General features: G+C 73.2%; 13 protein-coding genes. 3 read left to right on the top strand and 10 right to left on the bottom strand.

The genetic code is table 11. The features are described 5' to 3' along the window. Positions 1-3 precede the first annotated feature (3 nt). Positions 4-960 (bottom strand): LLM class F420-dependent oxidoreductase, encoded by a 957-nt coding sequence (locus ACFTZL_RS28465; protein ID WP_382588292.1) that lies wholly within the window; start codon positions 958-960, stop codon positions 4-6. A 104-nt stretch (positions 961-1,064) separates the two neighbouring features. Between ACFTZL_RS28465 and ACFTZL_RS28460 the strand changes: the two genes are divergently transcribed. Continuing rightward, positions 1,065-2,720, top strand: a complete 1,656-nt coding sequence (locus tag ACFTZL_RS28460) for a PucR family transcriptional regulator (protein WP_382588290.1) — start codon at positions 1,065-1,067, stop codon at positions 2,718-2,720. On the opposite strand, the gene ACFTZL_RS28455 is transcribed toward ACFTZL_RS28460, so the two are convergent. The 5 genes from ACFTZL_RS28455 to ACFTZL_RS28435 form a co-directional block, all read right to left on the bottom strand. After that, the gene (locus ACFTZL_RS28455) at positions 2,713-3,858 is read right to left on the bottom strand and encodes a glycosyltransferase family 4 protein (protein WP_382588288.1); all 1,146 of its coding nucleotides are present in this window, start codon (positions 3,856-3,858) and stop codon (positions 2,713-2,715) included. The two genes, ACFTZL_RS28460 and ACFTZL_RS28455, sit on opposite strands and share 8 nt — an antisense overlap. 261 nt (positions 3,859-4,119) lie before the next feature. Beyond that, positions 4,120-5,838, bottom strand: coding sequence for a DNA repair protein RecN (gene recN, locus ACFTZL_RS28450; RefSeq protein WP_382588294.1), 1,719 nt, complete (start codon positions 5,836-5,838; stop codon positions 4,120-4,122). Positions 5,839-5,922: 84 nt separating this feature from the next. After that, complete coding sequence (locus tag ACFTZL_RS28445) at positions 5,923-6,828, bottom strand: NAD kinase (protein WP_382588286.1); 906 nt, start codon at positions 6,826-6,828, stop codon at positions 5,923-5,925. Then, complete coding sequence (locus tag ACFTZL_RS28440) at positions 6,825-7,640, bottom strand: TlyA family RNA methyltransferase (RefSeq protein ID WP_382588284.1); 816 nt, start codon at positions 7,638-7,640, stop codon at positions 6,825-6,827. The genes ACFTZL_RS28445 and ACFTZL_RS28440 overlap by 4 nt, the downstream gene beginning before the upstream one ends. Before the next feature lie 7 nt (positions 7,641-7,647). Next, on the bottom strand, positions 7,648-7,935 hold the full coding sequence (locus tag ACFTZL_RS28435) for a hypothetical protein (protein WP_382588282.1): 288 nt from the start codon (positions 7,933-7,935) through the stop codon (positions 7,648-7,650). 42 nt (positions 7,936-7,977) lie between these two features. On the opposite strand from ACFTZL_RS28435, the gene ACFTZL_RS28430 reads away from it, so the two are divergent. Continuing rightward, on the top strand, positions 7,978-8,325 hold the full coding sequence (locus tag ACFTZL_RS28430; protein ID WP_382588280.1) for a sterol-binding protein: 348 nt from the start codon (positions 7,978-7,980) through the stop codon (positions 8,323-8,325). Here ACFTZL_RS28430 and ACFTZL_RS28425 read toward each other — a convergent pair. The 4 genes from ACFTZL_RS28425 to ACFTZL_RS28410 form a co-directional block, all read right to left on the bottom strand. Beyond that, a complete protein-coding gene (locus tag ACFTZL_RS28425) occupies positions 8,309-9,169 on the bottom strand; it encodes an ABC transporter ATP-binding protein (protein WP_382588278.1) in 861 nt (286 codons plus the stop codon). The two genes, ACFTZL_RS28430 and ACFTZL_RS28425, sit on opposite strands and share 17 nt — an antisense overlap. Next, the gene (locus ACFTZL_RS28420; RefSeq protein WP_382588276.1) at positions 9,166-10,206 is read right to left on the bottom strand and encodes a FecCD family ABC transporter permease; all 1,041 of its coding nucleotides are present in this window, start codon (positions 10,204-10,206) and stop codon (positions 9,166-9,168) included. Before ACFTZL_RS28420 ends, ACFTZL_RS28425 begins: the two co-directional genes overlap by 4 nt. Further along, positions 10,203-11,246, bottom strand: coding sequence for a FecCD family ABC transporter permease (locus ACFTZL_RS28415; RefSeq protein WP_382588274.1), 1,044 nt, complete (start codon positions 11,244-11,246; stop codon positions 10,203-10,205). Before ACFTZL_RS28415 ends, ACFTZL_RS28420 begins: the two co-directional genes overlap by 4 nt. 109 nt (positions 11,247-11,355) lie before the next feature. Continuing rightward, positions 11,356-12,387 (bottom strand): HAD hydrolase-like protein, encoded by a 1,032-nt coding sequence (locus ACFTZL_RS28410; RefSeq protein WP_382588272.1) that lies wholly within the window; start codon positions 12,385-12,387, stop codon positions 11,356-11,358. A 72-nt stretch (positions 12,388-12,459) separates the two neighbouring features. On the opposite strand from ACFTZL_RS28410, the gene ACFTZL_RS28405 reads away from it, so the two are divergent. Then, positions 12,460-13,752 (top strand): DUF1015 family protein, encoded by a 1,293-nt coding sequence (locus ACFTZL_RS28405; protein ID WP_382588270.1) that lies wholly within the window; start codon positions 12,460-12,462, stop codon positions 13,750-13,752. Positions 13,753-13,778: the final 26 nt, after the last annotated feature.

Here is a 13,778-nt window from a genome sequence, read left to right as displayed (position 1 = left end):
GCGTCACGCCGGCCTGAGGGCCGTGAGTGTGCGCTCCCCCGCCGGGTCGCCCGCCGTGGCGGGGACCAGGGCGATCTCGTCGAGGCCCGCCTCGGCGTAGGCGTCGATTCGGGCGCGGACGGTGCCGGCGTCGCCGACGAGGGCGACCGTGCCCGCGGCCTCGGGCGGCACGGCCCGCAGCAGGGTGTCCCGGTCGGCCCCCTTGGCGGCCAGTTCGACGACCTCGGCGAGTCCCGCCTCGACGAACATGTCGCTGTAGCCCGGCACGGCGAGATAGCCGACGACGCTGCGCAGGACCTGCGTGAGCGACTCCGGCTCCGGGTCCACGGCGGCGGGCAGCCAGGCGGCCAGCCGGGGCGGCGTACGGCCCGCCCGCTCGGCGGCGGCGAGCATGCGCGCCCGCAGGACGCGGACCTGTTCCGGCGAGACGATGTCGAGCAGCATCCGGTCGGCGTGCGCGACGGCGGTGCCGATCGCGCGCTCACCGAATGCCGCGACGGTGACCTCGCCCCCTGGCGGCGGCAGCCGGCGCGGGAAGCCGCTGCCGGGCACGATCGGATCGCCCGGCACGCTGTCCCACAGCGCGCGTACGGCCGCCGCCGACTCCTCGAGGGCGGCGGCGGGCCGGGTCCGCGGCCGGCCGTGCACGCCCTCGACGACCCGCTTGCTGGACGTGCCGAGGGCCACACCGACGGGCCGGCCGGTGACGGCCGCGGTGGACGCGGCGCCCCGGACGATGGTGAGCGGGTCGCGCACCGACACCGGCACGGGCCCGGCCGTCAGCACGGCCTGCTCGGTGGCCACGCCGATCGCCGTCGCCAGGACGAACGAGTCCCACGTCGGTCCCTCGCCCGCCCACACCTCCCGGTACCCGAGCCGGTCGGCGAGCATCGCGACCCGCAACGGCTCCTCGACCGGACTGTCGTCCTCCCGCCCCACTGCCACCACGCTGATGTCCATGACAGCGCCCGTACCCGGGTGATCACGCCGTAATCCGGGGCTTGATCGACCCCGTGCCCCGCCGGAGATGTCCGGGAGGCACCCGCGCGGGTAGCGTCCGGCACATGGACAGCGGGACGGACAGCGGTCACGACACCCAGGGCGCCGGGATCACCGTGCAGCGGGCTTTGGAACTGCCGGGGCTGCGCAGCGGGCTGCCCGAGGTGCTGGCGGGTGCCGACCGGCTCGGGCGGTCCGTGCGCTGGGTGCACGCCGGTGAGGTACCGCACATCGCCTCACTGCTCAAGGGCGGCGAACTGCTGCTCACCACGGGCTACGGCCTCGGCACCCGCCCGGCCGAACAGCGGGCGTTCGTGCGCACACTGGCCGAGCGCGGTATCGCGGCCCTGGTGGTGGAGCTCGGCCCGCGCTTCACACGACTGCCCGCCGCCCTCGTCGACACGGCCCGGTCGGCCGGGCTGCCGCTGGTCCAGCTTCACCGCGAGGTGCCGTTCGTCACGGTCACGGAGGAGGTCCACACCGAGATCGTCAACGGTCACTACGCGCTGCTCCAGCGGGCCGAGGAGGTGCACCGGCGGTGTACCGAGGCCCTGCTGGGCGGCGGCGGTGTGCCCCAAGTGCTGGGCATTCTGGCGGACTTCGGTGCCAATCCCGTCTTCCTGGAGACGGCGGACGGACAGTTGCTGTATGCCGCCGGGGCCGGTCCCGAGGGCGCGGACCCGCTCCAGGTGTGGGAGGGGCTGCGCGGCCAGCACAAGGACGAACCGCCGCTCCCGGGCTCGGTCCTGGTGGACGTGCCGGGCGGCGGGCCCGGCAGCGGCGGCGTCCGCGCCCGGCTCGTCCTGCTGCCGGTGCGGACTTCCCTGGCGCCCGTGCACCGGATGGCGGCCGAGCGGGCCGCGGGCATCCTGGCCGTGGTGCTGATGCAGGCACGGCAGGAGGAGGAGCTGGCGGCACGCGGACGCGGCGACTTCCTCACGGACCTCGCCGAGGGCCGGGTCACGGCGGAGGACGCCCCGGCGCAGGCGCGTGTGCTGGGCTTCCGACCGGGCGAGGGCCCGCTGCTGCCGGTGGTCATGCGGCTCGGGGACGCCCTGTCCCCGGGAGGAGGCTGGGCCGTGCTGGCCCGGGCGGTCGCCGAGGAGCTGGCGTCGGTGGGCGTGCCGGTGCTGCTCGGGGTGCGGCCGGTGGAGGGCCGGGTGCCGGTGCTGCTCGGGCTGCGCTCGGAGTCGGAGCGCCCGACGGTCGCGGACCGGGTCGCGGCGGCGCTGCGGGCCGGTGTGGAGCGGGCCGGGATGATGCGGCCGGGCGGGCAGCCACCGGTGGTGGTCGTGGGGATGGCCGGCGGCTGGACGGCGGCGGCCTCGGGCCTGCGACACGCCGCCGAGACGGCGACCGCGGCCCAGGGCCTGCCGGACCGGCCTTGGTACGACGCCCGCCGTCTGGACATCGATCTGCTGCTGTGGCGGCTGCGCGACCACCCCGACCTGGCCGCCTTCGTCGACCGGGCGCTCGGCCCGCTCCTGGAGCACGACCGCCGCTCCCGGCCGCCGCTGCTGCCCACCCTGGCGACGTACCTCGCCCACGCGGGCCGCAAGGCGGAGACCGCCCGGGAGCTCCATCTCAACCGGCAGACCCTGTACAACCGCCTGGCACGCATCGGGGAGTTGCTGGGCACGGACCTCGACGACCCGCAGACGGTTCTGGCCCTGAGCCTGGCGCTGCGGGCCCGCAGGCACGTCTCCCAGATCCTCAGGTGAGGGGCCGGGGCTGGGTCAACTCGTCGTACACGCTGAGCACTTGGGCGACGGTCTCGTCCTCGCTCGGCCAGGTGGCCGCCTGCCGGGCGCCCTTCTCCCGCAGCGACTCCCGGCGCTCCGGGTCGCCGAGCAGGCGTACGACAGAGCCGGCGAGCGCCTCCGCGTTGCCGTGCGGGACGACTTCGGCCGCGTCGCCGACGAGTTCGGGAATGCCGCCGACGTCGGTCGCGACGAGCGGCACGCGTGCGTGGAGGGCCTCCTGGGCGAGGACGGAGCGGGCCTCCTCCCACCGGCTCGGCAGCAGGGCGAGGTCGGCGGCGGCGAGCAGGTCGGTGATGTCGTCGCGCCGCCCGATGAGCCGGACGGGCAGGCCCTCGCCCTCGATCCGCTCCTGGAGCTCGCCGCGCAGCGGCCCTTCCCCGGCGATCACGACCAGGGGGACGGGGTCGAGCCGGCGCCAGGCGCGCGCGGCGTCCAGCAGCACGTCGTACCCGCGATGCCGCTCAAGGGAGCCGACGGCCATCAGCAACGGCCGTCCGATGGCGCCGAGTTCGGCACGCACCTTGGGGCGCAGCCCGTCGGGATCGTCGGGCTCCACCGGCCTGCGGGGGCCGGGCAGCGCGACGGCCGCGAGCCGCGCGTCCCGGGCACCCGTCCACCGCGCCCGGTCCACGAGCGCCGATGTCGTCCCCAGCACCACGGTGGCCGCCTTCACGACCCGCCGCTCCAATACCCGCAGCAGATGGGCACGCGCACCGTCGGCGTGCGCCCGGTCGTGCCACGTCACGACCAGCGGAGTACCCACGCGCCGTCCGCTGAGAGCGAGCACGGCACGAAACGAGGCGTGCAGCCCGTGCGCGTGCACCAGATCGGCGTTGGCACAGGCCGCCCGCAGGGCCGCCACCGACACCGGGTCGCTGCTGCGTGGCACGTGCACGTGATCGGCCCCGACGCCGCTGAAGTCATAGGCGTGATTCGCCTCATAGGGGGCGCATACCGTGACTTTCACGCCCCTCGCGACGAGCCCCGCGGTCAGCGAACGCACATGCGCACTGCTGGCGGCATTGCCTCCGCCCAGCACCTGCACGGTGCGCAGCGGCGACTGGCCAGGCGGTGAGTGGCTGCTCACGGGGGTCACGTGGGGCCGGGCTCCTGGTTCGGGTCGGGCGGTCACGACGAACGTACAGAACGAACGAGCGCGGGGAATGCACCGCGCGGATTCCTCCGCGTACTCCGCCAAGGATGCCAGGACATGTGGGGGTTCCGGGAACGCCGGAACCCCGGCGGCGCGACAGTGGGGCGCGGCATCGGGAGCAATGCGCCGGGCCGCGTCACCCACACGAGTGAAGATGGGGCACACTCGGCCGACCATGCGACCCGAACGCCAGTGCGCCCCCGGCTACATGTCCGCCCGAGCCGTCGCCAGCAGCTCCTCCGCATGCGCCCGGGCCGTCTCGGAGTCCTCCTGGCCGGCGAGCATGCGGGACAGTTCCCGGACCCGGTCCTCCCCCTCCAGCACCTTCACACCGGAGCGGGTGACCGACCCGTCGTCGGTCTTCTCGACCAGCAACTGCCGGTCGGCGAAGGCCGCCACCTGCGGGAGATGGGTCACGACCACGACCTGCGCGGTCTTCGCCAGGCGTGCGAGCCGCCGGCCGATCTCGACCGCCGCCTTGCCACCGACACCGGCGTCGACCTCGTCGAAGAGATACGTCGGCACGGGATCCGTCCCCGCGAACACGACCTCCACGGCCAGCATCACGCGCGACAGCTCACCGCCGGACGCCCCCTTGGCGATCGGCCGCGGCGGCGCGCCCGGGTGCGGGGCCAGCAGCAGCTCGACCTCGTCGGCACCCGCGGGCCCGTAGGCGACCGCACGTCCGCCGACCTCGACGCCCTCCGGGTCCTCGGTCTGCCGGATGTCGAAGGACACGCGCGCGTGCGGCATGGCGAGCGAGGCCAGCTCGGCGGTCACGGCGGCGGCGAACCGCTCGGCGGCCCCCGTCCGCGCGTCCGTCAACGCCTGTGCGAGGCCACCCAGTTCCGACCGCAGCGCGTCCCGCTCCGCGGTCAGCTCCCCGATCCGCTCGTCGTCGCCGTCCAGTTCGGTCAGCCGGGCGGCACTCGTCTCGGCCCAGGCCAGCACGGTGGCGATGTCCTCGCCGTACTTCCGGGTCAGCCCGGTGAGCGCGGCCCGCCGCTCCTCGACGGCCGACAGCCGCAGCGGATCGGCGTCCAGATCGTCGGCGTAGCCGGCCAGGTCCCCCGCCGCGTCGCGCAGCAGGATCCCGATCTCCCCGACGCGGTCGGCGAGCGCGGCCAGCGCCGGGTCGTACGACCGTACGGCATCCAGGGCCCGCTGGCCGCCCGCGACGAGCGTCCCGGCGTCGACGCCCTCGGGGTCCTCCGGATTGCCCGCGAGCGCCGCGTGGGCGGCCGCAGCGGCGGATGCCAGCGCCTCGGCGTGCCCCAGCCGCTCTGCCTCCTCGGCCAGTTCCACGTCCTCACCGGCCCGGGGCTCGACGGCGGCGACCTCGTCGAGCCCGTAGCGCAGCATGTCGGCCTCCTGGGCCCGTTCCCGCGCGCGCGTGGTGATCTCGTCGAGCTCGGCGGAGGCGGCCCGCAGCCGCTTGTACGCCTCGCCGTACTTGGCCAGCGGCACGGCGACGGTGTCGCCCGCGTACCGGTCGAGCGCCTGCCGCTGCCGGGACAGCTTGAGCAGCCCCTGCTGGTCGGTCTGCCCGTGCACGGCGACCAGCTCGTCGGCGAGCTCGGCGAGCACCCCCACGGGCACACTGCGCCCGCCCAGGTGCGCCCGGGATCTCCCCTCGGCGGAAACGGTACGGCTGATCAGCAGGGCACCGTCGTCGAGCTCGGCCCCGGCCTCCTCGGCACGCACGGCTGCCGTGGCGTCGTCCGGGACGGTGATCCGCCCCTCCACGACCGCCTTCCCGGCCCCGATCCGCACGAGCGCCGGGTCGGCGCGCCCGCCCAGCAGCAACCCCAGGCTGGTGACCACCATGGTCTTGCCCGCACCCGTCTCACCCGTGACAGCGGTGAATCCGGGCGACAGCTCGACCACGGCGTCGTCGATCACGCCGAGCGACCGTATCCGCATCTCCTCCAACACGGACACGACCTTACGAGGTCCGAGCCGAGGATTGCGACTGGCCCACTCTTGTCACCCACGCGAGTGGAACGTCTAGTGCGGCGCCCCCCGCCACCCGGAAACGGGCAGAGCGAACTTCGCCACCAACCGGTCCGTGAAGGACGCATGGTGCAGCCGAGCCAGCCGAACCGGCACAGCCCCCCGCCGCACCTCGACCCGTGCCCCCGCCGGCAACTCCACGGTCCGCCGCCCGTCACACCACAGCACACCCGGCGGAATGTGTGGCAGAACCTCCACAGCCAACACTGAATCCGGCGATGTCACCAACGGCTTCGCGAACAGCGCGTGCGCACTGATCGGCACCATCAGCAGCGCCTCGACCTCCGGCCACACCACCGGCCCACCGGCCGAGAACGCGTAGGCGGTCGACCCCGTGGGTGTCGCGCACACGATCCCGTCACAGCCGAACCCCGTGACGGGCCGCCCGTCGATCTCGAGGACGATCTCCAGCATCCGCTCGGCGGACACCTTCTGCACGGCCGCCTCGTTCAGCGCCCAGTCCGTGTGCACGATGTCGCCGTTGCGGTGCACCACGACGTCGACGGTCATCCGCTCCTCGACCTCGTACGCCCTGGTCACCACCCGGTCGACGACCTTGTCGAGGTCGTCCCGCTCGGCCTCCGCGAGGAACCCGACCCGTCCGAGGTTGACGCCGAGCATCGGCACGCCCGACGCCCGCGCGAACTCGGCGCCGCGCAGCAGCGTGCCGTCACCGCCCAGCACTATGAGCAGCTCGCACCCGTCGAGGCACTGCGGAGTGGCTTCCTTGACCAGCTCCACCTCGTCCGGCAGCGGCAGGTCACGCGCCTCGGCCGCCAGGACGCGTACGCCCAGACCGGAGCGCAGCAGCCCCTTCACCACGAGTTCGGCACTGCGCACGGCCGCGGGCCGCCCCGTGTGGGCGAGCAGGAATACAGTACGAGCTCGGTTCTCGGTCAACGCGGCCCCTCCGCCACTGCACGGTCGACATCGGCCGGGTCCAGTTCCGGTGCCCCGGCCCGCAGCCACAGAAAGTATTCGACATTCCCCGACGGCCCGGGCAGCGGACTGGCCGTCACGCCCTTCACCCCGAGCCCCAGTCCCCAGGCCTTCTCGGCCACCCCCCGCACCGCTTCGGCTCGCAGCTGGACGCTGCGCACGACTCCCCCGCTGCCGAGGCGCTCCTTGCCCACCTCGAACTGCGGCTTGACCATCATCACCAGATCGGCGTCCGGTTTCACGCACCGCACCAGGGCGGGCAGGACCAGCCCGAGCGGGATGAAGGACAGATCCCCCACGACAAGATCCACAGGCTCCCCATCGATCACTTCAAGCGTCAACTCGCGTACGTTCGTACGGTCCTTGACGGTGACGCGTTCATCGTTTTGGAGGGCCCATGCGAGTTGTCCGTATCCGACGTCCACGGCGACGACGTGGGCGGCGCCCGACCTCAGCAGAACATCGGTGAAACCGCCGGTGGAAGCGCCCGCGTCGAGCGCCCTGCGCCCCTCGAGGGCCAGCCCCTGCGGCACGAACGCCGCCAGCGCGCCGGCGAGCTTGTGGCCGCCCCGGGACACGTAGTCGGGGTCGCCGTCGTCCTGGGTCACCACGATCGCGGCCGCCGTCTCGACCTGCGTGGCGGACTTGGTCGCGACGGTCTTGCCGACGGCGACGCGCCCGGCGGCGATCAGCTGGCCGGCATGCTCACGCGAGCGCGCGAGCTTCCGGCGGACCAGCTCCGCGTCGAGACGGCGGCGTGCGACTCCTGCCACGTTCGGTTCAGCTCCTAGGTCCGTGCTGCGACGGGGGCGCCGGAGGTCCCGGGCGGGCGTCGAGCGCGGTGAGCGCGTCGCGCAGCCCCCGGTGTACATCCTCGTACACCTCGATGTGTCCGTCCGTGGCGAGGTGGTCCGCGTCGCCGAGCCGGTCCAGGGACGCGTCCACGTCGGCCACGCCCGTGGGGGTGCGGGGCACGTTCAGGGGCGCGGGGGCCGCGGGGTCGAACCCGGGATCGGGGGCGGGCTCGTCCTCCGCCACCGCCGGGGTCTCGGGAACTGCGTCGTCCATGCCCCGACGCTACCGCGAACCGCTGCGGTACCGTCGTCGGCGATGGCCACGATCGAGGAGTGCCGCAGCGCACTCGACAAACTCTCGGACAACATGCAGCGCGCCGAAGGGGACGTCCGCGACGCCGCGGCCCTGGACCGTTCGGTGAGCTGCCACATCACGGACCTGGACGTCACCTTCGTCGGCCGGATGCGCGGCGGGCGGATCGAGGTGCACGACACCGTGCAGGGACCGCCGCCCGCCAAGGCAGAGATCAGACTCGTCATGGCCGGCGACGATCTGGTGGCGCTGGTCGGCGGCGAGCTGAGCTTCGCCAAGGCCTGGGGCTCGGGCCGGGTGAAGCTGCACGCGGGCGTGCGGGACCTGCTCCAGCTCAGGAAGCTTCTGTAGCGGCCACCTTCTCGGTCCCTGCCCCTGCTCCGGCGCGTGCCCGCCGCGCCGCCGGCACCACCAGCGGCGTCCCCGTCTCCGGGTCGTCGATGACCTGGCAGCGCAGGCCGAAGACCTCCTCGACCAGCTCGGCCGTGACGATGTCCTTCGGCGCGCCCTCGGCGATGACGCTCCCCTCGCGCAGTGCGATGAGGTGTGTGGCGTAGCGGGCGGCGTGGTTCAGGTCGTGCAGCACGGCGACGAGCGTGCGCCCCTGCTCCTCGTGCAGCTCCGCGCACAGGTCCAGTACGTCGATCTGGTGCTGGATGTCCAGGTACGTCGTCGGCTCGTCGAGCAGCAGCAGCGGGGTCTGCTGGGCGAGCGCCATGGCGATCCACACCCGCTGGCGCTGACCGCCCGAGAGTTCGTCGACGTAGCGCTCGGCGAGTTCGGCGACGCCCGTCTGCCGCATGGACTCCTGGACGACGCGCTCGTCGTCGGTCGACCACTGCCGCAGAATGCCCTGGTGCGGGTAGCGGCCACGGCCCACCAGGTCGCCGACGGTGATGCCGTCGGGCGCGATGGACGACTGGGGCAGCAGGCCGAGGGTCCGCGCGACCTTCTTGGCGGGCATCGACTGGATGACCTGACCGTCGAGCAGCACCCGGCCCTCGCTGGGCTTGAGCATCCGCGACAGTGCCCGCAGGAGCGTCGACTTGCCGCACGCGTTGGGGCCGACGATCACGGTGAAGGAGTTGTCGGGTATCTCCACCGACAGCTTCTCGGTGATCACCCGCTGGTCGTAGGCGAGGGTGACGTTCTCGGCGGACAGACGGTTCACAGTGCTCCTTTGGTTCTTGCTCATATCCGGCCCGCCCTGCGTTCGGTGACCAGCAGCCACAGCAGGTAGACACCGCCCAGTACGCCGGTGACCACGCCCACGGGCAGTTGCTCGGCGCCGAACGCCCGCTGCGAGAGCCAGTCGGCGGTGACCAGCAGGGCCGCGCCCATGCACAGGGAGGGCAGCAGGTTCGGGCCGGGCGAACGGGTCAGGCGCCGGGCCAGTTGCGGCGCGGTGAGCGCGACGAAGCTGACGGGACCGGCCGCGGCGGTCGCGGACGCGGTGAGCAGCACGGCCGCCACCATCAGCAGCAGACGCACCCGCTCCACCCGGACCCCGAGGGCGTACGACACGTCGTCGCCCATCTCCATCATCCGCAGCCCGCGCGCGTTGCAGAGGGCGAGCGGCACGAGCACGGCGCACAGCCCGAGCAGCGGCCACACCTGGTCCCAGTCACGCCCGTCGAGCGATCCGGTCATCCACACGACCGCGCGGGCCGCGTCCACGATGTCGGACTTGGTGAGCAGATAGCCGTTGACCGCGGTGACGATCGCGGAGACGCCGATGCCGACCAGCACCAGCCGGTAGCCGTGCACGCCCCGCTTCCAGGCGAGCACATAGATCGCGAGCCCGGTCACCAGGCCGCCCACGAGCGCGCCCAGGGCTGTCTGGTTCGCGTCCCCGGAGAACAGCACGATCATCGTGAGGGCACCGGCCGTCGCCCCCTGTCCGAGGCCGAGTACGTCCGGACTGCCCAGCGGATTGCGGGAGATGGCCTGGAACAGCGCGCCGCCGAGTCCGAGCGAGGCGCCGACCAGCAGTCCCACCAGGACCCGCGGCAGCCGCAGCTCGTTGACGATGAACTCCTGGCCCTCGTCGCCCTGGCCGAACAGTGTCCGCAGCACATCGGCGGCCGGGATCGGGAAGTCGCCGGTGCCGATGAGCACGACACTCGCCGTGAGCGCCGCGGCCAGCAGCAGGAGCACGACGATGAAGGCCCGCACGTCCAGACGTATCGAGAGCCCGCCCGGGGACCTCACAGCACGGTTGGTGGTCTTCACAGCTGCGCCGTCCTCCGCCGTCGTACGAGATAGATGAACACCGGTCCGCCGAGGATCGCGGTCACGATGCCCACCTGCAGTTCCGCGGGCCGGGCCACGATCCGGCCGATGACATCGGCGCCGAGCAGCAGCACGGGCGACAGGAGCGCCGCGTACGGCAGGATCCAGCGCAGGTCGGGCCCGGTGAAGGAACGCACCACGTGCGGCACCATCAGCCCGACGAACACGATCGGACCGCAGGCGGCGGTCGCGGCCCCGCACAGCACGGTCGCGGCCAGCATGGACAGCGCCCGGGTCCGGTTCAGGTTGGCGCCGAGCGCCTTGGCGGTGTCGTCGCCCATGGCCATGGCGTTGAGTGGCCGGGCCAGGGCCAGCGCCAGGACCGTACCGGCCAGCAGGAACGGCAGGACCTGATCGATGGTCGAGTCGGTCGCCGCGGAGAGCGAACCCACCGTCCAGAACCGCATCTTGCCGAGCGCCGCGTCGTCCATGATCATCACGGCCTGGAGGTAGCCGTAGAGCGCGGCACTGAGCGCCGTACCGGCGAGCGCGAGCCGCACCGGCGTCGCGCCCCGGCTGCCGCCGAGGAACCAGACCAGCGCCCCGACCGCGGCCGCGCCGAAGAACGCGAACCAGACGTAACCGCTGAGCGAGGTGACCCCGAGAAACGTGATGGCCGTGACGACCGCGGCGGACGCGCCGGCGTTGATGCCGAGCAGTCCGGGATCGGCGAGCGGGTTGCGCGTGAGTGCCTGCAGGACCGCGCCGGCCAGACCGAGGGCGGCACCGGCGAGCAGTCCCAGCACGGTCCGTGACATCCGCTCAGCGACGACGACATCGCCGTACGTCCCCGAGTCCTCGAACAAACCGTGCCAGACCTGCCCCAGGGACAGCTCTTTCGCTCCGATCGCGATACTCGCCAGCGCGACGAGTACCAGGATCGCGACGGCCAGGACCAGCCCAAAGGCTCGTACCACCCGTCGAGTCGGGGGCGCGGCGGCGGTCTCCGCGCGCTGTTCGGGGGGACTCTCGACCAACACGCAGGTTAGGTTAGCCTACCCTGCCATTCGATCACGATTTCGGATCGGGCCGCGGCCCTTCGGACGCACAGCCGAAGCGTGCCCGCGCACCGCGGCCCCCAACCCGTGCTCAGAGGCCCAGCTTTGCCAGCGCCTTCCCCCCGTCCAGCTCGCACACACCCTCACCGGCGGCCGTCCACGCCGCCGCACACAGCGCGCGCAGCCCGTCCAGCGCCTCGCCGTCCCCGTCGAGCTCCAGCGCCTCCGCACCGGCCGTCGCCGTCCAGCCTCCGCACCGGAATCCGCCGTCGCCCGCCGCGTCGACGTCCGGCTGGCCGCTGAGCATCCCCCGCAGATCGGCGTCCACATACGTCGGCCGGTGCTGCGGCGGAGCGGCCAGGAGCTGCGCGCCGTCGGTGACTCCGGTCAGGACGAGCAGCGAGTCGACGTCCCCGTTGAACGCGCCCTCGATGTCCGTGTCCAGCCGGTCGCCCACCACGAGCGGCCGCTTCGCCCCGGTGCGCAGGATGGTCTCCCGGTGCATCGGCGGCAGCGGCTTGCCCGCGACCTGCGGCTCGGCCCCCGTGGCGATCCGGACGACCTCCACCGCCGCGCCGTTGCCCGGCGCGATCCCGCGCCCGCTCGGAATCGTCAGGTCGGTGTTGGACGCGAACCACGGCACGCCGCGCGCGACCGCGTAACTGGCCTCCGCGAAACGGCCCCACGGCAGCTCGGGCCCGCCGAACCCCTGCACCACCGCCGCCGGATCGTCGTCCGCCGACTCGACGGGCACGAGCCCGCGCTCGCGCAGCGCCACCCGCAGCCCCTCCCCGCCGATCACCAGCACCCGGGCGCCCTGCGGCACCTGCTCACTGATCAGCCGCGCGACCGCCTGCGCCGAGGTGATGACGTCGTCCGCGCCCGTCGGTATCCCCAGCTCGGTCAGATGCGCGGCCACGGTGTCCGGAGTGCGCAGCGCGTTGTTCGTGACGTACGCGAGCCGCATCCCGCCCGCCCGCGCCTCGGCCAGCGACTCGACGGCGTACTGGATCGCGCTCCCGCCCGCGTACACGACCCCGTCCAGATCGAGCAGCGCCGTGTCGTACGCCTCGCTCAGGGCCTGCCCACTGCCCTCGGGCCTCGTCCTGACGCTCCGGCTCATCCCACATCGCTCCTCGTTCGACGGCTTTCCCCCGATCATCCCCCATGGCACTGACACCCGTACGATGCCGGGATGAACACAGCAGGTCACTCGGAGGCAACGGCGCACCGAGGCCTGGAACTCACCCCGTTCCGAGGCCTTCGTTACGACCCGGACCGGGTCGGCAGCCTTGCCGCCGTGACATCTCCGCCGTACGACGTCGTGGTGCGCCCCGACGGCCTGCACCACCTCGAGTCCTCCGACCCGCACAACATCGTCCGTCTGATCCTGCCCCAGGCCGCCACACCCAGCGCCCGCAACGAACAGGCCGCCGAGACCCTGCACCGCTGGCTCTCCGAGGGCGTCCTGGCCACCGATCCGGAACCCGGCCTGTACATCTACGAGCAGCGCGACGGCGACGGCATGCTGCAACGCGGCATCATCGGCGCCCTGCGCGTGTCGGACCCCGCCGAGCGGGTGGTGCTGCCGCACGAGGACGTCATGCCGCACATCGTCGCGGACCGCGCGGCCCTGATGCGGGCCACCTCCGCGAACCTCGAGCCCCTCCTGCTGACCTACCGCGGCGACGGCTCGACGACCGCCACGGCGGACCTGATCGAGCGCACCGCCGACCGGCCTCCCCTCCTCTCCACCACCACGGAGGACGGCTTCAGCCACCGCCTGTGGTCCGTGACCGCTCCCGCCGACCTGGCCGCGATCCAGACCGACCTGGCCCGTCACCAGGCCCTCATCGCCGACGGCCACCACCGCTGGGCGACCTACCGCCGGCTCCGCACGGAACACCCCTCCCCCAGCCCGTGGGACCACGGCCTGGTCCTCCTGGTCGACACGGCCCGCTACCCCCTCCGGGTCCGCGCCATCCACCGTCTCCTCCACGACCTGCCGGTCGACCGGGCCGTGGCAGCCCTGCACGGTCTGTTCCGGGTACGCCGTCTGGTGGCCCCCCTGTCCGAGGCCCTGGAGGCGCTGGCGGACGCGGCCTGCGAGGGCAACGCGTTCCTGCTGGCCGGCGACGGTTCCTACCATCTCGTCGACCACCCGGACCCGGATCTCCTGGCCCGTACGATCCCCGCCGACCGCCCCGCGGCCTGGCGCACCCTCGACGCGACGGTGCTGCACGCCACGCTCCTCGAGCACGTCTGGCACATCCCCGAGGACTCCCCCGCCCACATCGCCTACATCCACGACACGGCCGCCACGGTCGCCAAGGCGGAGCGCGACGGCGGTACGGCCGTCCTGATGCACCCGGTCCGCGAGGAGGTCGTCCGGGACCTGGCCCGTCAAGGCGTGACGATGCCGCGCAAGTCGACGTCGTTCGGCCCGAAGCCGGCCTCGGGCCTGGTGCTGCGCACGCTTGACCTCTGAACACGAACCTCTGAACACGAGAAAGG

The sequence above is a fragment of the Streptomyces sp. NPDC056948 genome (assembly GCF_042674225.1).
GTDB classification, from domain to species: Bacteria; Actinomycetota; Actinomycetes; order Streptomycetales; family Streptomycetaceae; genus Streptomyces; species Streptomyces purpurascens.
Note: the sequence above shows the minus strand (reverse complement) of the source record. Positions and strands in the feature narration are given on the sequence as shown.

Bases quoted from the DNA above. Each gene is read 5' to 3' on its own strand.
- recN (WP_382588294.1), bottom strand. From the start codon at position 5,838: ATGCGGATACGGTCGCTCGGCGTGATCGACGACGCCGTGGTCGAGCTG.
- ACFTZL_RS28460 (WP_382588290.1), top strand. From the start codon at position 1,065: ATGGACAGCGGGACGGACAGCGGTCACGACACCCAGGGCGCCGGGATC.
- ACFTZL_RS28465 (WP_382588292.1), bottom strand. From the start codon at position 960: ATGGACATCAGCGTGGTGGCAGTGGGGCGGGAGGACGACAGTCCGGTC.
- ACFTZL_RS28430 (WP_382588280.1), top strand. From the start codon at position 7,978: ATGGCCACGATCGAGGAGTGCCGCAGCGCACTCGACAAACTCTCGGAC.
- ACFTZL_RS28410 (WP_382588272.1), bottom strand. From the start codon at position 12,387: ATGAGCCGGAGCGTCAGGACGAGGCCCGAGGGCAGTGGGCAGGCCCTG.
- ACFTZL_RS28425 (WP_382588278.1), bottom strand. From the start codon at position 9,169: ATGAGCAAGAACCAAAGGAGCACTGTGAACCGTCTGTCCGCCGAGAAC.
- ACFTZL_RS28435 (WP_382588282.1), bottom strand. From the start codon at position 7,935: ATGGACGACGCAGTTCCCGAGACCCCGGCGGTGGCGGAGGACGAGCCC.
- ACFTZL_RS28405 (WP_382588270.1), top strand. From the start codon at position 12,460: ATGAACACAGCAGGTCACTCGGAGGCAACGGCGCACCGAGGCCTGGAA.